Origin of the sequence: Agaribacterium sp. ZY112 (assembly GCF_041346925.1) — a bacterium.
Taxonomy (GTDB): Bacteria; Pseudomonadota; Gammaproteobacteria; order Pseudomonadales; family Cellvibrionaceae; genus Agaribacterium.
Genome location: NZ_CP166840.1, coordinates 754,151 through 774,594, shown reverse-complemented (window position 1 = coordinate 774,594; position 20,444 = coordinate 754,151). Strand labels below are relative to the sequence as shown.

At 43.7% G+C, this 20,444-nt stretch carries 21 protein-coding genes; 13 read left to right on the top strand and 8 right to left on the bottom strand.

Annotation, left to right across the window (positions count from 1 at the left end; all coding sequences use genetic code 11):
- The 4 genes from AB1S55_RS03355 (at nt 1) to AB1S55_RS03340 (ending at nt 1,305) form a co-directional block, all read left to right on the top strand.
- A complete protein-coding gene (locus AB1S55_RS03355) occupies nt 1-219 on the top strand; it encodes a hypothetical protein (RefSeq protein ID WP_370980380.1) in 219 nt (72 codons plus the stop codon).
- Between the two features lie 192 nt (nt 220-411).
- Complete coding sequence (locus AB1S55_RS03350) at nt 412-573, top strand: hypothetical protein (protein WP_370980379.1); 162 nt, start codon at nt 412-414, stop codon at nt 571-573.
- Nucleotides 560-1,060: a hypothetical protein gene (locus AB1S55_RS03345; RefSeq protein ID WP_370980378.1), complete on the top strand. Its 501-nt coding sequence runs from the start codon at nt 560-562 to the stop codon at nt 1,058-1,060. Before AB1S55_RS03350 ends, AB1S55_RS03345 begins: the two co-directional genes overlap by 14 nt.
- 113 nt (nt 1,061-1,173) lie before the next feature.
- A complete protein-coding gene (locus AB1S55_RS03340; RefSeq protein ID WP_370980377.1) occupies nt 1,174-1,305 on the top strand; it encodes a hypothetical protein in 132 nt (43 codons plus the stop codon).
- 156 nt (nt 1,306-1,461) lie between these two features.
- Here the strand turns inward: AB1S55_RS03340 and AB1S55_RS03335 are convergent, their stop codons facing one another.
- Nucleotides 1,462-1,806: a hypothetical protein gene (locus AB1S55_RS03335; protein ID WP_370980376.1), complete on the bottom strand. Its 345-nt coding sequence runs from the start codon at nt 1,804-1,806 to the stop codon at nt 1,462-1,464.
- Nucleotides 1,807-2,073: 267 nt separating this feature from the next.
- On the opposite strand from AB1S55_RS03335, the gene AB1S55_RS03330 reads away from it, so the two are divergent.
- On the top strand, nt 2,074-3,534 hold the full coding sequence (locus AB1S55_RS03330) for a hypothetical protein (protein ID WP_370980375.1): 1,461 nt from the start codon (nt 2,074-2,076) through the stop codon (nt 3,532-3,534).
- A gap of 105 nt (nt 3,535-3,639) precedes the next feature.
- Here the strand turns inward: AB1S55_RS03330 and AB1S55_RS03325 are convergent, their stop codons facing one another.
- Together AB1S55_RS03325 and AB1S55_RS03320 are read right to left on the bottom strand one after the other, a co-directional pair.
- Nucleotides 3,640-4,524 carry a diguanylate cyclase gene (locus tag AB1S55_RS03325; RefSeq protein WP_370980374.1) on the bottom strand — a complete coding sequence of 295 codons (885 nt, stop codon included), beginning with the start codon at nt 4,522-4,524 and terminating at the stop codon, nt 3,640-3,642.
- Between the two features lie 90 nt (nt 4,525-4,614).
- A complete protein-coding gene (locus AB1S55_RS03320; RefSeq protein WP_370980373.1) occupies nt 4,615-5,310 on the bottom strand; it encodes an SDR family oxidoreductase in 696 nt (231 codons plus the stop codon).
- A 314-nt stretch (nt 5,311-5,624) separates the two neighbouring features.
- On the opposite strand from AB1S55_RS03320, the gene AB1S55_RS03315 reads away from it, so the two are divergent.
- The 5 genes from AB1S55_RS03315 (at nt 5,625) to AB1S55_RS03295 (ending at nt 10,974) form a co-directional block, all read left to right on the top strand.
- A complete protein-coding gene (locus AB1S55_RS03315) occupies nt 5,625-6,818 on the top strand; it encodes a phosphoglycerate kinase (RefSeq protein WP_370980372.1) in 1,194 nt (397 codons plus the stop codon).
- Between the two features lie 301 nt (nt 6,819-7,119).
- Nucleotides 7,120-8,295, top strand: coding sequence for a phosphoglycerate kinase (locus tag AB1S55_RS03310; RefSeq protein ID WP_370980371.1), 1,176 nt, complete (start codon nt 7,120-7,122; stop codon nt 8,293-8,295).
- A gap of 434 nt (nt 8,296-8,729) precedes the next feature.
- On the top strand, nt 8,730-9,086 hold the full coding sequence (locus tag AB1S55_RS03305; protein WP_370980370.1) for a GFA family protein: 357 nt from the start codon (nt 8,730-8,732) through the stop codon (nt 9,084-9,086).
- Nucleotides 9,087-9,174: 88 nt separating this feature from the next.
- Nucleotides 9,175-9,393, top strand: a complete 219-nt coding sequence (locus AB1S55_RS03300) for a VF530 family DNA-binding protein (protein ID WP_370980369.1) — start codon at nt 9,175-9,177, stop codon at nt 9,391-9,393.
- Between the two features lie 285 nt (nt 9,394-9,678).
- Complete coding sequence (locus tag AB1S55_RS03295; RefSeq protein ID WP_370980368.1) at nt 9,679-10,974, top strand: ammonium transporter; 1,296 nt, start codon at nt 9,679-9,681, stop codon at nt 10,972-10,974.
- Between the two features lie 65 nt (nt 10,975-11,039).
- On the opposite strand, the gene AB1S55_RS03290 is transcribed toward AB1S55_RS03295, so the two are convergent.
- Complete coding sequence (locus tag AB1S55_RS03290) at nt 11,040-11,435, bottom strand: hypothetical protein (protein ID WP_370980367.1); 396 nt, start codon at nt 11,433-11,435, stop codon at nt 11,040-11,042.
- 129 nt (nt 11,436-11,564) lie between these two features.
- Here AB1S55_RS03290 and AB1S55_RS03285 point away from each other — a divergent pair, with 129 nt between their 5' ends.
- Nucleotides 11,565-11,891 carry a YciI family protein gene (locus tag AB1S55_RS03285; RefSeq protein WP_370980366.1) on the top strand — a complete coding sequence of 109 codons (327 nt, stop codon included), beginning with the start codon at nt 11,565-11,567 and terminating at the stop codon, nt 11,889-11,891.
- A 94-nt stretch (nt 11,892-11,985) separates the two neighbouring features.
- Here AB1S55_RS03285 and AB1S55_RS03280 read toward each other — a convergent pair whose 3' ends face one another.
- Entirely contained in the window at nt 11,986-12,657 is a 672-nt protein-coding gene (locus AB1S55_RS03280; protein WP_370980365.1) for a putative glycoside hydrolase, read from the bottom strand.
- Nucleotides 12,658-12,897: 240 nt separating this feature from the next.
- Nucleotides 12,898-13,959, bottom strand: a complete 1,062-nt coding sequence (gene dinB / locus AB1S55_RS03275; protein WP_370980364.1) for a DNA polymerase IV — start codon at nt 13,957-13,959, stop codon at nt 12,898-12,900.
- Nucleotides 13,960-14,156: 197 nt separating this feature from the next.
- On the opposite strand from dinB, the gene AB1S55_RS03270 reads away from it, so the two are divergent.
- Together AB1S55_RS03270 and AB1S55_RS03265 are read left to right on the top strand one after the other, a co-directional pair.
- Nucleotides 14,157-14,930: a hydratase gene (locus AB1S55_RS03270; protein ID WP_370980363.1), complete on the top strand. Its 774-nt coding sequence runs from the start codon at nt 14,157-14,159 to the stop codon at nt 14,928-14,930.
- A 187-nt stretch (nt 14,931-15,117) separates the two neighbouring features.
- A complete protein-coding gene (locus AB1S55_RS03265) occupies nt 15,118-17,802 on the top strand; it encodes a glycoside hydrolase family 3 C-terminal domain-containing protein (protein ID WP_370980362.1) in 2,685 nt (894 codons plus the stop codon).
- Between the two features lie 156 nt (nt 17,803-17,958).
- Here the strand turns inward: AB1S55_RS03265 and AB1S55_RS03260 are convergent, their stop codons facing one another.
- On the bottom strand, nt 17,959-19,095 hold the full coding sequence (locus tag AB1S55_RS03260) for a glycoside hydrolase family protein (RefSeq protein WP_370980361.1): 1,137 nt from the start codon (nt 19,093-19,095) through the stop codon (nt 17,959-17,961).
- 147 nt (nt 19,096-19,242) lie between these two features.
- Nucleotides 19,243-20,340 carry an MBL fold metallo-hydrolase gene (locus AB1S55_RS03255; protein ID WP_370980360.1) on the bottom strand — a complete coding sequence of 366 codons (1,098 nt, stop codon included), beginning with the start codon at nt 20,338-20,340 and terminating at the stop codon, nt 19,243-19,245.
- Nucleotides 20,341-20,444: the final 104 nt, after the last annotated feature.

Genomic DNA, 20,444 nt, shown 5'->3' with positions numbered 1-20,444 from the left:
ATGAGTATATATAGTAAAAAGCTCTCCCAAAAGGCGGTTTGGACCTCTCTTTTAACTGTGTTTGTTATGGTTGCTTCACTATTTCTAGTTGTTGTTTTTCCAGAAAATAAAGTCGTTCATTTGATTCTGGGGTCTGGTCGTATTTTTATATTTTGGTTGGTGATTTATAGCCTTGTTTATTCTAGTGAATTATTGCTGCAAAGAAGAAGGAAGAGATAAACCAAGATAAATAAAAGAACAAATAATAAGGACACCCACTTATTCTCCTTTATTTCATAATCTGGTCTAGTCTTCAGTTATTCTCAACTAGCTGATGACTAGGTTGTATGACCAAAGCCCGTGAGCAACAGATATGTTTAGATTTCACGCCTTACTATCACTGCGTTAGCCGCTGTGTACGTAGGGCGTTTTTTGTGTGGGCAAGATCATCTTAGCGGTAAAGACTATGAGCACCGTTGTTTGTGGGTGGAAGATCGTATTCTTAATCTTGCCAAAGTCTTTGCTATTGATGTGTGTGCTTATGCAGTGATGTCTAATCACTACCATGTGGTGCTTCGGGTTGAGGACAGATAAAGAAATTGTTGAGCGTTGGCACTGTATTTATAAGGGTAATTTACTTAGCCAACGTTTTATTCGAGATGAGTTGCTCGATAAAGCTGAAACGAGGGTTCTGAAAGAAATTATCGAAAACTGGCGTGAGCGTTTGTTTAGCATAAGCCAGTTTATGCAATTGATTAATGAAGGGATTGCTCGAGAGGCCAATGCTGAAGATCAATGCACGGGGCGTTTCTGGGAGGGCCGTTATAAAAGCCAGGCCTTGTTAGATGAGGCCGCATTGGCGGCATGTATGGCTTATGTTGATTTAAATCCTATTCGTGCAAAGATGGCGAACACCCCAGAGAACTCGAGTCATACCAGCATTAAACGCCGCATAAAAAAACTAAATCGTCTAGTTCTCCTAATCAGGCTCGGCAGCAGCCAGTTGATTTACTGGCTTTTGTTGGTAACCCACGTAAAGCGATACCAAAAGGGCTGCCATTTCGCTTACAAGATTATCTAGAGCTGGTCGATTGGACGGGCAGGCTGATTCGATCGAATAAACGCGGAGCTATTCATTCACAGCTCCCTAATATCCTTGATAGGCTTAAGATTGATCAGCGCCGGTGGCTTAATGTGAGCACCCAGTTTGAAGCAAGTTTTAAAGGTTTGGTCGGCCGAAGGAATACGGTTAAGCATTCTGTAGAGCAGTTTGGCCTTAAGCAGGCTGCTGGTGTTCGTTGCTGCAAAGCTTTATTGGGCGCTTAGTCGTTTTCAAAGAAGAAATAAAAACTCTTAGAGATATAGGTGAGTACCTTTTTACTGACCGAGCTTTAGACGTGAGGTCTTGGTCTAGCCTGTGTTTTAATGGAATTGAGTCAATATGGAGCGTTTTATTCTGTTAAGCGTTATTCTGGTGCGTATTTAAGCGTACACAACTCTTCCACGATAAACTTGTTTTGTTTTCTTTGGGCTTTCTTGGTTTTGTGGTTTCACTTCTGTGACACTGGTTTGGCCGCGATAGACATTTGTCTTAAGGCGTTTTTCTTCCTGCTTGGGTTTGCTAAGTGCGTCGCTCCAGCCTTCACCTGAAAGATGGCAAAGCTCTTTTATAAGTGCTTTAGACACAGCATCGTTTGACTCTTGATACATTTTGACCAGTTCTGGCATAAGGTCTGGATTTGCCAATTTAATAGAAGGCTTAATATCACTAGATGAGCGTCTGCGTATTTCTTTGACTAAGTCGATCATCTGTTTGCTGAAATTCATTATGTTTCCTAGAGAATGGAAAGTAGGCTATCAATGTAACGCACGTTTTATACCATTAAATCATGTTCACTTATAGTAACGACATATCATTAATGTAGGTCATTCTTTTATTAATACAGCAATGGCCCACTATCGTAATTACAAAGTGCTTTCTACTTGGTGTTTTTCTATTTTCTTGCGTTTATATCGCCTAGAAGATTCTATGCTTCTTCGATAATATGCGCGGCCAAATCAATATAATAAAAAATTGCAAGGAGCAGTCTGTGTATGTTTAGTGTACAAAAACTAAAGTTCTTATTAATTTCTATTGTGTGCTTTGGGGCTTCGGCTTCTATTGTGCAAGCTGACATGATCAAGGCAAATGAAGCTATTGCCGATGGTGATTTTAAAGATGCTAAAGAGTATCTCTTAGATTCAGCCGTTTTAGGCAGTGCAGAGGCTCAATTTAAACTAGGTTTGTTGTTTGCTCAGGGGCAAAGTGGCGTCGTTGATATGACTCAAGCCGCTTCATGGTTGGCTCTTGCCGCGGAACAGAATTATTCAGGAGCATCTGCTTTAGTACAAGAAATCTTAGCTGGATCTTCGCATGAAGAGTCAGTGGCGATTTTAAATAGTTTTACAGAGCTGGAAAGTAAGTACAGTGCTAAAGCTTTAACTCAGAGTCTTTATCCTGAAAAATCATCTAGCGGATCTGTAATAGGTCAGAACGCTAAACGTCTCTCTGATGGCAATCTTTCCTATGATGCAATCGGTCATAACATTAATCGATCAATGGGCATTGAGCAGGCGAACAGGAGAACAGGTGGCTTATTCTCTGAGAATGCTCGCGCGGCGGCCATTAATACCCAGGAGGCTCCTTCAGGTAAAGTGATTGTTGTTTATGATATTACTGAAAATGGTTTTACCAGTGATCCCGATATCGTTTTTTCCTACCCGGGCACCACTTTTGATCGCGCTGTACTTGATTCAGCGGTGTTAAGTAAATACCTACCTGCACAAGATATTGAAGGCAAGCCAATCCGTCAAAATGGTTTTACACGATCCATTATTTTTGGTTTACAGTATTCTATGCAATTGGATAAACAATATCCTCAAACTTACGACAAATTTCGTTTGGTTCGTCTGCGAGCTAAGAAGGGTGATCCCGCAAACGAGTATGCCTACTCGGCTATGTTAAGGGCTTATGGCAATATTCTTGCCCCTAAGGATGAAGATGATTTTATGCCGTATTTACAGAGCGCGGCTAAAGCGGGTGTCTATAACGCTCAGTATGATTTGGCTATGTATGAGCTTTATATCGAGAGAAATGTACAAGAAGGGCTTAAATGGCTAAAACTGGCAGCGTCGTCTGGCCTGACTAAGGCTGAATATCGTATGGGCAAGTTATTGCTCAATCCTCCTAATGGCGTTTTAGAAACGTCGACAGATAAAGCCAAGTTCTGGTTTGAGCGCGCGGCTAAAAAGCATCATGTTGCTGCTGTAGAGAAATATGCATCTTTAGTTATTGATTCAGAAGATAAAAAGAAGTTAAAAGATCTTAGGTCTATGTTTAAAGAAATTAAAGGTGAAGAAAGCCGTTCGGCCGAATCTTATTATTTAAATGCTCAAGTTGAGCAAAAGGTTGGCAGTAAGAGAAAAGCAAAAAGCTTACTTAAAAAAGCGATTTCTGAAGCGGAAAAGTCGGGTCGTAGTGTTAAGCAGTGGGATGATCAGCTGGCTACATTGTAGTTTAATCTTTAAATGAAGGCTCATAGTGTAAGGTTGAATGTTGCTGGGCTTACACTATGAGTGATTTGATTGGTTTTCTGGAATTTAATAATTACGCGTTAAAAATTAAAGTGCTCTTAGTTCTTCAATCGTGAGCTTTTCAGGGTCTAACCAATATTTCTCTATATTTACCGGTGTTGCAGGGTGAATAAAGGGGTTGGGTATACGTATAACTTTGCGTTTACTCACGTCAGCGGCAATCAGTGCATCTTTAAATAGTGGTGAGCTAAATAAAAATTTGTCATAACTGCCATCATCAATGGCTGCGTTCATGCCTTTATAAAGAAGGTCATGTAGCTGTTGATTGTCTTTGTTGACATAAATATACATGCCAAAGGGGTAGACCAGCATAATAGTCTTTTCGACACCTAGGTTGAGTTCTGGTCGTGCTGCGATTTCGCTCCAAGGTTCGTGTATGGCTAGCGGAAAATAATCAAAGCGTTCTCCATCAAGCATAAGCCACAAACTAGCCCCCTTGGCTGTTGTCACGGTTGGTATTCCTGCCGCTTCAATGATGTAGGTATCACCCCAGCCAAGCCCTGAGCCGGCCTCTAGGCGTTTTAAATCGTCAAGGTTTTGTACTGCGCTAAAATAACTTTGTTTATCGGGGCGTATACAAAAAATACGGTGACCTTGAATACCTTTAAATAGAGGAACACGTACGGGGAGTAGCTCCTCTTCTCTGTCTTGGCTCATGCCAGCCCAAAGCAGGCTCAGGCGGCCAGAGCGCAGTTCTTCTGCTTGGCGGGAATCACTCACTTGCTCGGCTGATTCAATAAAATTAGCTTTAACGTTCTGTGTCTGGAGGACAAGTTCGATAAGCTCTATGACGAGTTTATCTCGGTCATTTGCAAGCTTAGGTATGTTGATATCTACGGTTTGCGCAGCTTGGCTATGCAAGCTGCAAAACATAAAACAGAGGCTGATTAGGGCACTAAAGATAGCTTTCATAGGGCGAAAATTTATAAGTCTCGACCTATGAAACCTAGTTCAGCGAGAGCTCTTTCGCAAGCTGAAGGGCATGTACGGGCTTAAAATGAATTAACTAAAATTCTCTTCACAGCTAGGACGGATAGTCAGTTCGTGGATGTGAGCATTCACATTGCAATTGAGCATAGGCACGATTGCTTGTGCGACGTCTATAGCTTGTAGATACTGCGGCCTGTCTGCTTCTCTAAAGTCGCTATCGACACCACCAGGATAGACGCTGAGCATCTTAATGCCGTCTTTACGTAGTTCTTTGCGCATCACTTTGGTGTAACTATCGAGTGCAGCTTTGGAGGCGCTGTAACCTGCGATACCGCTGTTAGCAAATTGGGCTGTGGTGGAAAGCACATTGATAACGGTGCCACTTTGGCGAGTTTGCATATCTGGGATCAGTGCGCGCATAAATTCAATTGGGGCGTAGCAGTTTATGCGCATCATCCAATCAAAAGTTTCATGCTCTAGTTGGTGTCCAGCTGCACGGCCGTTGTTTAAGCCTGCGCAGTTAATGAGTACGTCAACGGGGCCATGTTGCTCTTTTGCATCAAGACAAAATTGGCTTATGGCCTCAAAGTCGCTAAGGCAAAAGGCGCGAGAGAACAGAGCTTGAGACAGCGGTTTTAGTAATGTGAGGCTGTGTTCAAGCTTGCTTGGGTTGCGCCCGCATACGCTTAGACTATGCCCTTGTTTGGCAAGTAGCACAGCAAGTTCTCGACCAATCCCTGATGATGCTCCGCTAAGTAATATGTGCATGGCTCTAACCTGTAATTTCGATGATGTTGATAATGGCGTTATTAAAGAGGAGTACAGAGTCGAGGTCTAGCCTTTCATTTATTAGGCTATGGTTTGATTTTATGTACAACGTTTTGCTCGCGAATATCAGGGATTTCAACACATAACAAGTTTGAAGAAAGTGCCAATATTGCTCCAGCGCAAAGTGCTTGAGGATTTATTGGTCCGCGTAACTCTACTTGTTCTGCAGCAAGTAAAAATTCTGCTGTTTCTGATAATTTAGCTGCAATTTTTAACCTTTTGTCCCCTTTTTTAGATTCCTAATGGAGTTATCTATGGCAGTTCAGCAAATGAAGGATTTTGACCTCAAAGGCAAAAACGTTCTGATTCGTCAGGACCTTAATGTGCCAATCCAGGATGGTCAAATTACTTCCGATGTTCGCATTCAAGCCTCTCTTCCTACTGTTAAAGCCGCTAGCGACGCTGGTGCAAGAGTGATGCTAATGTCTCACCTTGGTCGCCCTACTGAAGGTCAATATGAAGAGAAGTTTTCTCTAGCGCCTGTTGCCGTTCGCTTAAGTGAGCTACTTGGTAAAGAAGTTAAGTTGGTTAAAGACTGGCAAGCCGGTATTGAGCTCAATGACGGCGACATTGTATTGCTTGAAAATGTGCGCTTTAACGAAGGTGAAAAGAAAAATGTCGACGAGCTTGCCAAGGCCTATGCCGCTTTGTGTGATGTGTTTGTTATGGATGCCTTCGGTACGGCTCACCGCGCTCAAGCATCGACTCACGGAGTTGCTAAATATGCTGCGGCTGCCTGTTCAGGGCCTCTGTTAAGTGCTGAGCTTGATGCTTTGGGTAAGGCCTTAGACAATCCTGCTCGCCCACTGGTGGCTATGGTTGGTGGTGCCAAAGTCAGTACTAAGCTAACAGTCTTGGATTCGCTCTCTAAAATTGCTGATGTGTTAGTCGTTGGTGGGGGTATCTCCAATACCTTTGTTGCTGCCGATGGTAATGAAGTTGGTGATAGCCTCTATGAGCCAGATTTAATTCCTGAAGCGCAGCGCCTGTGTAAAGAAACTCAGGTGGTCTATGCAACCGATGTTACAACGACTACGGATGCCTTTGATGACTGGGCTGACAATAGCCCGGCTGAAGTAAAAGGGGTTGATGAAGTAAACCCTGGCGAGCAAATCATTGACTATGGTCCAGAAAGTGCCGCTAAAGTGGCAGCGATTATTAAAGATGCAAAAACAGTCTTGTGGAATGGTCCTTGTGGTGTATTTGAGTTTGATGCGTTTGCTAAAGGCTCTGAAATTGTCGCTCGTGCCATTGCTGAAAGTGAGGCTTTCTCCGTAGCCGGTGGCGGCGACACACTTGCAGCCATTGATAAATACGGCTTGAAAGAAGATATTAGCTATATCTCTACCGGTGGTGGTGCGTTCCTTGAGTTTGTTGAAGGGAAAAAACTGCCTGCGGTGGCAATTCTTGAAGAGCGTGCTGCCGAGCTGACAGCTAAAACGGCCTAGGTCCCATTAAGGCTGGGGCGCTTGCTCTGGCCTTTATCTATTCCAGCCCCTCTATTCTCGGGGGGCTCTACTCAATTTTTGTCTTAAGCGCGCCCTTTTCATTAAGGCTTCATTCTTGAGGCTTGTACTCCTGTGTCACTTCACTCCACATCACAGCCTGCAACCTCAGCGTTAAGCAGCTATCGAGCTAGCTTAAGGCTAGAGTTTATATCTTGATGCGAGTCAAGCGACTGCAAAATCTGTACAATAACCGGCGTTTTAACCCTCCCCCTTATCTTTAGCTTCCCATATGGAGACACCTATGGCTGTAAAACAAATGAAGGATCTTGAACTTAGCGGCAAAAAAGTTTTGATTCGCCAGGATCTTAATGTGCCTATTCAAGATAGTCAGATCACTTCCGATGTTCGTATTCAAGCCTCTCTTCCTACCATCAAAGCCGCGAGTGAAGCTGGTGCTAAAGTTATGTTGATGTCTCATCTTGGGCGCCCTACCGAAGGCCAGTATGAAGATGAGTTCTCTTTGGCTCCCGTAGCGGCTCGTATTGGTGAACTACTGGGTAAAGAAGTAAAGCTAGTTAAAGACTGGCAAGCCGGTGTTGAGCTGAGCGATGGTGACGTTGTCTTGCTTGAAAACGTGCGCTTTAACGAAGGCGAAAAGCTTAATGCTGACGACTTAGCTAAAGCTTACGCGGCTTTGTGTGATGTCTTTGTTATGGACGCTTTTGGTACGGCTCACCGTGCTCAGGCTTCTACCCATGGTGTATCTAAGTTTGCTCCTGTTGCTTGTGCAGGCCCTTTATTGAGTGCTGAACTTGACGCCTTAGGTAAAGCTCTGGATAACCCTGCTCGCCCACTAGTGGCTATGGTTGGTGGTGCAAAAGTAAGTACTAAGCTAACGGTTCTAGATTCACTGTCAAAGATTGCTGATACTTTGGTTGTTGGCGGAGGTATCTCTAACACTTTTGTTGCAGCAGCAGGCAATGAGGTGGGTAACAGTCTTTATGAAAAAGATTTAATTCCTGAAGCCCAGCGCTTGTGTAAAGAAACTCAGGTTGTGTTTGCTACTGACGTGACCACCACCAAAGATGGTTTCAGCGATTGGAAGCACGACTCGGTTGTTGAAGTTAAAGCTGCTAACGAAGTTGAGCCAGGTGAAGAAATCATCGACTACGGCCCAGAAACAGTTGCGACTGTTGCTGACATATTAAAAGACGCTAAAACTATTCTTTGGAATGGCCCTTGTGGCGTATTTGAGTTTGACGCTTTTGCCAAAGGTACAGAAGCGATTTCACGTGCTATTGCCGATAGTGAAGCCTTCTCTGTTGCTGGAGGTGGGGATACTTTGGCTGCTATTGATAAGTTCGGTTTAGCTGATGGTGTGAGTTACATCTCAACCGGTGGTGGTGCTTTCCTGGAGTTTGTTGAAGGTAAAAAGCTTCCAGCTGTTGCAATCTTAGAGGAGCGCGCTGCTGAGTAAATCTTGCAGCTGTAGCAAATAGGGATGTTAAAGGGGCTAATGGCCCCTTTGTTTTTTTATGGCTTGGGTCGTTCCTCATTTTCTTTTTGATGGGGGGATAAGCTTTGTAAAAATGATGTGCTTATGTGCCATAACCTTCAACGAGCTTAAGTGATGCTTTATGGGGCTGGTGTCTTAATTATTGTGTATACATTGTTAGGGTGACAGTTTCTTTCCTTTGAAAGTATCGTTGATGAGCTTCATGAGAATATTTCAACACTTTTTAAGTCATTGTTTTTAAAAATATAATTATTCATTCTTGATAGATTGTGACCTTGGGGCTCAGATTATAGAAACGTGATAAGACAGATACTCAGTATTTTATTGTAATGACTTGCTTTATTGCTCTGCTCTACAGAGTGTATGGCGAGCCTAGGCATAGGGATACGATACTGATGAGTACAAAGGTAAGCGGTGGTTGCTTATGTGGTGCGGTTGTTTTTGAGTTGGAAAAAAGCTTCAAGCGCTTTTTTGAGTGCGGCTGTGAGCAGTGCGCTAGTTTGATGAGTGCTGGGGCTGCCTACGGTTTTGCCGCTGAGGCATCTCGGATTACATGGCACCGTGGCTTAGAATATATTGCTAATTACAAACATAAAGACAAATCATTGGCGAGCACATTTTGTAAGCAGTGTGGATCTTCTTTACCTAGCCTCAACGAGAAAAAGAATATTTTGCTTATCCCTTATTCAGCAATGAAGGATGAAGTGTCTATCGGGCATGAGTCTAGTATGTTTGCTTCGGATCTCGTTTAATTTAGAAACTTCTGTATTAACGCGTTAAGACTTGAGAGGCGATATACTGTAGCCATCGATTTTATATACCTTAGGTATTAACGCTCTTATGAAGCAAGAACAACCGAACAACCCCTTGCATGGGCTTACACTGGAAAAAATCTTAAGTCGTTTGGTTGAGCACTATGGCTGGGATGGTTTGGCTTATCGTATCCGAGTGAATTGTTTTAAGAATGACCCGTCCATAAAGTCCTCCCTTAAATTTCTTCGTAAGACTCCTTGGGCCAGAGAGAAAGTAGAATCCTTGTATCTTTCTAGTTTCGACTAAACTACATCAAGAAGTTGAGCTGAGAGCATTATTTTTAAGTATAGGGCTTAAATTACTCTTTGAACCTTAGTGGTGCGGGACTTGTTTTTTATAGTTTTTTTCGCACCAATGTGGCGCGAGCTTGGCTCGAGTGCTAGGGTAGCCCCTCTGAGACGCTGCGAGCTTGATTTATCTCAGGTTGCTTGTCTCAATAAAAATAATACTGGTGCAAATCGCGGCTGGCAGGCTCTTTCTGCGGCCGTATTCTTCTTAATTCTTTCTATAACGATAGCAATAGGGGTGACTATGAATCTCTCTGTGCGCGGCTTAATACTACTGGGAATGTTGGTTCCAGGCGTGGTAATGGCCGACGATTTTAATACGGGTAATACAGCTTGGATACTGACGGCTACGGCCTTGGTTTTGTTTATGACCTTACCGGGTCTGAGTCTGTTCTATGGCGGTTTAGTTCGCTCTAAAAATATTCTTTCAGTATTGATGCAATGTTTTGCCATTGCCTGTATGGCGAGTGTGGTTTGGTTGCTCTTTGGTTATAGCTTGGCTTTTGGTGAGGGTAATGCTTTTATTGGGGACTTCAGCTTGGCCTTTTTTAAGGCAATGACGACAGACTCTCTTGTTGGTGATATTCCCCAGTCGTTACACGCTATGTTTCAGATGACCTTTGCCATCATTACTCCGGCGTTAATCGTGGGTGCTTTTGCAGAGCGCATGAAATTCAGCTCGGTGATGATTTTCTCATTGTTCTGGCTGGTGCTGGTTTATATCCCCGTTTGTCACTGGGTTTGGAGTGATACAGGCTGGCTCTTTAACATGGGCTTATATGATTTTGCTGGTGGTACAGTTGTGCATATCACCGCGGGTGTTGCAGCCTTAGTGGCCGCACTGATGATCGGAAATCGTCACGGTTTTCCAACTACGGCGATGCCTCCCCATAATATGACCATGACAGTGACGGGTGCGGGTATGCTCTGGGTTGGCTGGTTTGGTTTTAATGCCGGCTCTGCTTTAGGAGCGAATGGTGATGCAGCAATGGCCATGTTGGTTACTCATATCAGTGCTGCTGCAGGTTCATTAGCGTGGATGGCCATCGAGTGGAAGAAATTTGGTAAGCCAAGCGTTTTGGGTATCGTTACTGGTATGGTAGCTGGTCTTGGAACCATTACCCCTGCTTCAGGTTTTGTGGGCCCTATGGGGGCTCTTGTTATAGGTACTACCGCAGGTATTGTTTGTTTTTACGCGACCCAGCTGATTAAGCGTAAGTTAAAAATTGATGACAGCTTAGATGTCTTTCCGGTGCATGGCGTTGGCGGCATTCTAGGTACTTTGTTGGTTGGTATTTTCTCCTCTACAAGCCTAGGTGTCTTTTCTGGGCAGGGTTTTGCTGATGATATCGAAACAATGGGTGCTCAATTTACCGTTCAGGTGATTGGTGTTGTTGTCACGATTGTTTATACCGCAGTGTTAACCTTTGCAATTATTAAAGTGACTGGTTTGCTAACTGGTGGTATTCGTGTGAGTAAAGAAGAAGAGATTCAAGGCTTAGATGTTGTCTTACACGAAGAGAGTGGTTACAACATGTAGCTTTGGTTTGAGCTAGAAAGCGGGCCTAGCAGTGTTGCTGCGGCCCGCTTTTTTATATCTGCTTGTTAGTCGAGATCTTTTTTACTCTGCTTACGCAGTTCTTTTTTCATTGTTTTAACTTGCTCCTTGAGGTCTGGGTGCTCGTTTAGATAGTCCTTCATGCGTTCGCGCTCAGCTTTATGTTGCTCTTTAAGTTGCTTCTTACGTGTTTTAAAGGCTTCAGTGTCACCACTTTCTTTAAGCTCACGCATTTCTTGACGAATGAGCTCATGTTCTTGTTTGCGCTGATCTATCTCAGTTTGGGTAATATCGCCCTGTTCAAGCATGTAAGAGCTAACAAGCTCTTGAACTTCCTTATAGCCCTTACCGTGTTTCTTGTACGATGATTTATCCATATCACAAGCGTAGCTGTTAAAGCTTAAAGCGGTTAGCAAGGTTAAAATAGCTGTTTTGATTTTCATGGCGGCTCCTGTTGAGCTTGTTGTATTGATGTTTTTAGCTTAAAAGCACAATGTGCAAAAAGAATGTATGAGCTGCGTTAGAGAGCTTGATATGCTTGCTGTTTCGTTTAATAAGTGGAGTCCGGCTCTATGCCAAATTACATTATTAGTTATCTTGGGGGCGAAGCGCCAAAAAATGAGGAAGAAGGGAAGGCCCACTTCGCGAAATATATGGCGTGGTTAAACAACTTGGGGGATGCTGCTATTAGTCCGGCCAACCCGTTTAAGAATACTCATGCTGTGGACAGTGATGGCAGTGTTAAAGAAGGCAGTATGACGCGTATGAATGGTTTTAGTGTTATTGCCGCCGATACAATGGATGAGGCCTTAGCGATAGCTAAAGCGTGCCCATTTCTTGAGGTGAATGGTCGGCTAGAGGTAAGTGAGCTGGTGCAGATGGGTAAAGAGGCTGAGTAGAACGATGACTTCCGTGCCACCGTTTTGCGTGCAAATAGTTTGCTTGTCTTTGTAGCCTTAAGGTCTGCCTTAGGGCTACAAAGATGGATTAAGGCTAGCGTCTAGGGCAGGAAACCTTGTCTTGAGGAAAAGCTGCTAGACGAATGTCATCAATTTCGATGTCCATTTTGTCGCTTGTATACATTTGAAAGACGGTGTGCACTTTAGAAAAGTTAAATTTGCCGTCATCAAAACACTGCAAAGGTACTGGGAAACTTACCCACTTCTTCTTAGGTAGTTTCTTTAGAGCAGTTTTAATTGGAATAGTGCTTCTACACTCCCAGTTCCAGTCACAGCCCATGCTGAGCTCAACCATTTTACGTGGCGCTTTATTTACCTTTACATCAAACACAAGTGCGGCAACCATTTTAACCGGTTCAAGGTCGATTGTTTTTGTGGAGTTGCTAACCGTCAGAGTATGAACGTTTTGGTCTGGGTAGCCCCACTCATTCTTTACACCTTTAGGGCTCCACACTAAGCGTACAGCATGGCCACCACTGGCTTTTTCTGAGGGGGTAGCCACAATGCTGCCTTTGGTGGACTCACCTTCTCCGAAGCGGATAGGGCTTTTGCCATAGTTAATGCTCATCTGCCAAGGGGCAACGTCTTTACCTTCCATGAAGTAGAAAAGATCCGGATTGTAGGCTTCCTTAGAGTTTGCCGTAGCCGAAAAAAGAGTGGCCAGAATCAAGCTTAGTCCAGACCAAAGCCGAAAGGTGTTCATCATAAAGTCTCCAACAAAAGGGCAAGTTATATTTATTTAGCCTCGTTTAGTAAGCTCAAGCTTAGCATAAGGCCTTTATTGTTTTGTGTCTCTGAGCTAGTGATACATGCACTAGCACAGTAATTTGATCAATAGGTGAGCTATTGTGCCATTTTTTTTCCAAGAAGAAAGTACCAATTTTAAATTTATCACTAAATCAGGGCATAAAAATCAAAGAAATACAGAATCTTAAATTTTGAACGCTTAGTCAAATAAAGAAAGTTGTGATTGACCTTGTTGGCTATTTAGGTCTATCAGGCGTACACCTAGGCCAAGCAGGCGTATAGGGAGGGGGCTGCGCTCTAGGGCTTTAGACATTAGCTCTTGATAGTTTACTGGGCTAATATCGCTACCTTTTTGTTCAAGAGTGGTTGTGCTGAAGTCACTGAATTTCAGCTTCACAAAGGTGTTTTTGATTTGATAGCGCTTATCGAGCCTAGCTAGACGCAATAGAAATTCTTGGTGTACGTCTGCTAGCTTGTATCGCTTGGCGTGCTCGCCTCTGAGGTCTTCATTAAAGGTCCTTTCTACACTGAGTGATTTGCGAATACGCTCAGTACTGACTTCACGGCCGTCTTCACCGTTTGCGAGTTCAAATAAGCGTTTACCAAAACGCCCAAAGCGTTGGCAGAGAAAAACAAGGCCAGCTTCTTTAATATCGGCACCAGTATATATACCTAGCTGATGGAGTTTGTTGGCGCTCACTTTTCCGACGCCATGAATTTTGGCAACGGGCAGCTCATGAACAAAACGTTCGACTTGCTCTGGGGGTACAACAAACAGGCCGTTAGGCTTTTGCCAGTCGCTGGCGATTTTTGCAAGAAACTTAGTATTTGCTACGCCAGCAGAAACAGTAATGCCTACTTTAGCTTTGATTTTATCTTTGATGCTTTGAGCAATATAAGTGGCACTGCCTTGATACGCTTTACATTCACTAACATCGAGATAGGCCTCATCCAATGAAAGGGGTTCTATAAGTTTGGTGTAGCCTGCAAAGACCTCATGCATTTGTTGGCTCGCATCTTTGTAAGCTTGCATGCGTACTGGGAGGATGAGTAAGTCGGGGCAGAGTTTTAAAGCTTGAGCTGAACTCATCGCAGAGCGCACTCCAAACTGACGCGCTTCGTAATTTGCTGTGGTTAATACGCCGCGCCTATCGGCATTGCCTCCGACAGCAATAGGGCGACCCTTTAGGCTCGGGTTATCACGCATCTCAACAGCGGCGTAGAAGCAGTCGGCATCGATATGAATGATTTTTCTAAGCATAAGTAAACTGTATATCGATACAGTTCTTTGGGCAAGTGATATAGCCTTGTTCGCCTTTGTAAGGGCGTTTTTTGAAAAGTGCTTAAAACTGCTTTGCAGGGTGGCATTAATAGGGTTTGTATCAATGTAGTACTATGCCGAGATCATTATGCTTATCAATTTTGCTCCTTATGAGCTTTATTTAGGAATGTTTATATATGAATGCAGAATCTGCTTCAAAGATCGCTACTAGCTTATTAAACGGGCGTGTTGTTGCTACTAAGCAAGCGCGCTTTGAAGAGGCGCTTCGCGTGCAAAATGTGGATGAAGCTTTGGCCGTTCAAACGGCGATGGCTTCATTGCGCGATGATGATATTGCGGCGTGGAAGTGCTTACTGCCGCCAGCGGATGATGCCGTTGTGGTCGCCCCTATTTTTGCTAATACCAAACAAAGTGGCGATGTTTGTAAGTTGATACCAGATGATAATAAGGTACGAATTGAGCCAGAAATTGCCTTTGTACTAAGTGAAGATCTACCTGCTCAAGAACAGCCTCGCTCGGAAGAAGAAATCAGCGCAGCCTTTGGCAAAGCACATATGGCTTTAGAGTTGATGCAAGATCGCTGGTCTGATGCTGCTGAACTGGCATTTTGTGAAAAACTCGCCGATGGCCTGTTTAATCAAGGCATATATCTTGGGCCGGAGATCGATCTTGAGCAAGGAAAGGTGGCATCGTCATTTAAGCTGAGCCTGCAGCAAGCCGATACCTTACAAGCGTTTGATGGTAAGCACCCGAACCCACAGGCCTTTGCACCTATTTTATGGCTGATTAATTACATGTGTGCTCGTGGTACGAGCTTCAAAAAAGGCCAAGCGTTTATCACAGGCTCATTTTGCGGCATTGTTGAACTTGCTTTTGATGTCCCTGCGCGTATTTGTTACGAGGGCTTAGGTGAGTACGAAGTGAGCTTTAGTGCGGTCGAGTCTGTTTAGTTGCGGGGCTAGCTGATACGGCTAGCCTGTTTATTTCTTCGGTCTTGATTATTCGGTACTAGCTCTTAGATGGTACAATAAGTGTAATCGTTTACATGTATTGGGTCGTCCTCTAGAATCAAGCATAACTAGCAGGGCTTGGTGACCACTGCATTGAATAATAAGAACGAACAATAAAGAGGCAAATATGGGCTTAGTGGTGGGTAGTAAATATCTTTGGCGCTATGCGGTGTTATTAGTGGTACTTGTAGCTACGGCAAGCTTTGCAGAAAGTGAGCCAGAGCTTAAGAAACTAAAGCATTTTGATACAAGCTTAAGTTTTGAAGAGCGCACTTTAGCGCTTATCGAGCAAATGAGCGCTGCCGAAAAGGTAAGTCAGCTGACCCATGATGCGGTTGGTATTCCGCGCTTAGGTATTCCTCGCTATAACTGGTGGAATGAGAGCCTACATGGTCTGGCTTTTTCAGGCAAAGCGACGGTCTTCCCTCAGCCCGTTGGTTTGGCAGCTTCGTTTAATGAACAATTATTATTTGATATTGGTGTGGCCATCAGTGATGAGGCTCGTGCCAAGCACCATGCTTATATAAAACAAGATAAACGTGAAATCTTTCAGGGGCTGAATTTCTTTGCGCCCAATATCAATATTTTCCGTGACCCACGCTGGGGGCGGGGCAGTGAAACCTATGGTGAAGACCCTTGGTTAACCTCGCGTTTGGGGGTGGCTTATATTAAAGGCATGCAGGGGGATGACCCTAAATATATAAAGGTTGGCGCCACTGCTAAGCACTACGCCGTACATAGTGGGCCAGAAGCAACCCGCCATAGTTTTAACAGCATTGTGGGTGATAAAGATCTGTATGAAACCTATTTACCGCAATTTAAAGCTGCGGTTGAAGAGGCTAACGTCTATTCCGTTATGGGTGCATATAATCGCGTTAATGGCGCTTCAGCCAGTGGTGACCCGCGCTTGCTTACAGAGATCTTACGCGATGAATGGGGCTTTGACGGTTTTGTTGTGTCAGATTGTTGGGCGGTGCTGGATATATATGAGCATCATAAAATTGCATGGTCACCAGAAAGTGCAACAGAGATAGCACTAAAAAGTGGTGATGAACTTAATTGTGGGAATTACTATAAAGACCACTTGCTGAATGCATATAAACAAGGCTTGGTCGACGATAAGGATTTAGATCTTGCTGTTTACCGCACGATGCTTTTACGCTTTAAACTGGGTATGTTTGATGACGAAGCCATGGTGCCTTGGGCGGCTTTATCTGAATCTGTTATTAACTCTGAAAAGAATCAGCAGCTTGCCTTACAGGCAGCCAAAGAGAGTATCGTTCTGCTAAAGAACGATACTAAGCTTTTACCACTCGATGAAAATAAACTCAATAAAGTCGCTGTGGTTGGCCCTAATGCAAATCAGATAGAAGCCTTATTAGGTAATTACCACGGTTTACCATTTCAGTACTCTACGCCCTTAAAAGGTGTTGAAGATTATCTAGCTGGAAAAGCCGAAGTGCTTTATGCCCATGGCTCAAACTGGAATGATGCGGTAACGATTCTTGAAGAACTACCGGCCAGTTGGTTAAGCACTCTATATCAAGGTAAAAAACAACAAGGCTTATTAGGTCATTATTACGCTAATAATCGACTGGAAGGAAACCCCGATGGTCGTCTTGATCAAGAGAGTTCGGGGGCTGAGATCATTTATGAAAATAAACCGGTGCTAACTCGTGTTGATGATGTCGTTAGCTTCGATTGGGATGATGGCGCGCCAGCAGAGAATCTTCCAGATGATTTTTTTAGTGTGCTTTGGCAGGGGCAGATTGAAGTTCCAGAGTCAGGATCTTATTTATTAGGCGCTGAGGGTCATAATAAGTTTAAAATTTATATCAATGACAAGCTACATGCTGAGCACTATGAGGGTTATCACGAGAACATAAAAGTGGCAAAGCCTTATGAATTTAAAGCTGGAAAAACCTATAAGATAAAAGTTGAATTTGAAGCGCATACAGGCGCCGCTAACTTTCGCTTAATGTGGGCTAAAACAGATAAGAATTTAATAGAAGAGGCGCTAACTGTTGCTAAACAAAGTGATGTTGTTCTTGTTTTTGCTGGTTTAACTCCGAGGCTAGAAGCGGAGGGCTATGATAGAACTTCAATAGAGCTTCCCAGCCAACAGCAAGACTTGATTAAAGCCTTAGTAAAAACTGGTAAACCCGTGGTGTTAGTTATGCTTAATGGCGGCCACCTTGCTTTGAATTGGGAAAAAGAAAACGTCGCAGCTATTGTCGAGGCTTGGTATCCGGGGCAGGCTGCTGGGCAAGCAATTGCTGAAGTACTATTTGGCCGTTATAACCCAAGCGGGCGTTTACCTCTTACTTTTGTAAAGAGTTTAGATGAGCTTCCCCACTTTGGTAATTACAGCATGAAGGGGCGAACCTATCGCTATGCTGAGCATGAAGCCTTGTGGCCTTTCGCTTGGGGCTTAAGCTATAGTCAGTTCAATTATTCAAATTTACAAATCCCTAAAAAGATAAAAAGAAATAAAGATTTAGTTGTTGAAGTTGATATAAGCAACAGTAGTGATAGAGATGGAACTGAAGTCGTTCAATTGTATCTTAAAAACTTAACGGTCAGTGATGGGCAGCCCCTGCATAGCTTAAAAGCTGTTAAGCGTGTTCATATTAAAGCAGGGGAGAGCAAGCGCGTACACATTGAGCTAGATGCCAATAGCTTTATTTTCTTTAACGATGATGGTGAAGAAGTGTTAGAGAAAGGCCGCTGGAAAATAACTGTTGGTGGTAGCCAGCCTGGTCTGACGCCAGCAAGTACAGGCTCTATAAGTAAAGAGATAAAGCTAAAGTGATAAATATCTTTATTTAAATAATCAAGCTTAATAATTACACTAGAGCGCTAGAGTTTATCTCTCTTAGATTAGAGCTATAAAACTCTAGTGCTACTTTGTGCAAGTTATAAACAGGGGGTAGCTAGGCTTACTTTTAGTATCAATGGGGGCTAATGCTTATAATTCCGCTTGGCTTTTGAGTGGAATAAACATGGAATAACTCTCACCATCTTTTAAAGCAATTGACACGGTAAGGACTCTAGGTTCACCGTTTTCAATAAAGACAAAAGGCCTCTCCATGCGGGCGACTTCTACGGTTTCACCCTTATCGTTTTTATAGGACAAAGGCATCACTTTATGGTGTTTGGCTTTTTCCCAGTGTAAGCCGTCAACCGATGTCATCATGCCCATATAACCAAAGGCGTGGTACAGTCCATAATAGCGCTGGCGTTTATGGTCATACCATACGGCGGGGTCTTCGGCATTCATATCTCCAACGGCGGCTTTTTCTTGTACTGTCCAAGGGCCTGTCGGAGTTGGGGCTAACGCAATGGCTTGATGGCGTACAAGTTTGTGTACGCTTTCTTTGACGGCGTCTTCGTTATTTGGCATGTCTCCTCGCACCAGCATCAAATAGCCTCCGTCTGGGCGCTCGGTTACTGCTGGGTTGCAGGTGATGTTTACGATAGGGCCTGCAGGTTCTACTTGTGGTTGATCAAAGCGCTGCCAAGGTCCCAGTGGACTATCAGCTACGGCGACGCCAATACGCTGATTGCGGCGTAACTCGCCTTTATATGGATTATCGAAAGAACGGCCTCGAGCTTGCTGCATTTGCTCTTTGTTTAAGCCGCGGCCCTTCATATTTACGCTAATGTGGTAAAGGTAGTATTTATCTCCGTATTTTTGTATCCAAGGGTTGTGAGCCGTGTAGCTATCCCAGTGTTCTGGCCCTCGGCCTTGCAATACAATTTCTTTGGCAGTGTAGGGGCCTTCGGGCTTATCGGCTTCGGCGCGGCGAATGACACCATCACTGATCCATGTTGGAAAGCCGAGTTCACGTGACATCTGAGCATAAAATAAGTGGTATTTACCATCATCGCCTTTAACAATGGAAGAACCCCAGTTATACCAATCTTTTTTATCGTAGAGGATGTTGTCTTCACTAACGGGCTGAATCAGTGCTGAAAAATTAAGGTCGTCAGTGCTCTTTTTTTTCTCATCGGCGAGGGAAAAGCTGCAAAAAAATAAACAGCTAGCTAGCAAAATACTCTTGATCTTTAGCTCATTGATCTTTAGCTCATTGATCTTCAGCACAGGATATTCCTTATATAAGTGACTAAGACGAAAATGTAGCGGGCATCTAATTTAAAGTAGCTCAGCAGCTTCGACAAGCCGCTAAGCATCAGAGTTTTGAGTTAGTTCTATGTTGTTTTGTATATTTATTGGTTGTTGGTCGATGATTTACCTATCTTGAGGTTTGTTTTTTAATGCTTGCCACCATCGATCTTGCATTTTGGGTTGCTGTACTGAAACGTGTTGGCCTATTCGTGGTGTCAGTAAGTTCACATTGTATTGCTCGCTCAGTGAGAGCGCCTGATCAAAAGGATCATACCAAGGGTGAAAACTTAACTTGAATGTGCCGTTATGTATGGGTAAAAAATAGCTTGCCCTGACATCCAAGTGAGCTTGGATACTTTGCTCGGGCATCATATGCACACCTTGCCAAAGTTCATTGTAAGCCCCTGTTTCCATAAGGCTTATATCAAAAGGCCCCAGGCGTTCCCCTATTTCTTTAAAGCCTTCAAAATAGCCACTGTCGCCGCTGAAGAAAATCTTATTACTACCTTCAATAGACCAAGAAGCCCAAAGGGTCTTGTCTCTATCGGTGATGCTTCGGCCTGAGAAGTGTTGAGCTGGAGTTGCCGTTAGTTTAATCGTCTTGCTATAGGCGCTTTGCCACCAGTCCAGCTCGGTGATTTTATTGGTTTCAACTCCCCACTTCTTTAATGTTTGACCAAGGCCTAGTGGTACAAAGAACTGACCAACTTTGTGTCGCAGGGCTTTGATACTGGCTTTATCGAGGTGGTCGTAATGATTGTGGGAAATAATTAAGGCGTCGATATATGGCAGTGCTTCCATTTCAATTGGCGGTTGGTGAAAGCGTTTAGGACCAAGGAAAGATAGGGGGGAGGCGCGCTCGCTAAATACGGGGTCGATTAAGATAAATTGCTCGTTCATATGTAGCAAAATACTGCTGTGCCCCAGCCTAAATAGGCTGCTCTCGTCAGGGTCTAAATTAGCAAGTTGCACAGGGCTGATGCTTTCGACAGGTATGGCCGCATCGGGGTTGGTATCAATATTAGGCTGGCGAAAGTGACCTTTGGTCATTTCCCATAAGCTGCTCATTTCAGCGGTCTTAGTGTTGTGAAAACGGCCGTTAAGCCACTGCTTCGACTGCTGTTTGTTCCACACTCTTTGTTCTTCTGTGAAAGTGAGCTGGGGGCTTGTCATAAGTACAACTCCAATTGTGATGGCAGCGATAACTAGTAAGGCCTTCATAAGCATGCTTCTTAATAAGTACACTGGTGAGTTTACTTGCTGCCCTGTAAAAGTAAACCCTTGAGTGTATTTTTTTTGTATAATGTAAATTTACTAATATCGTT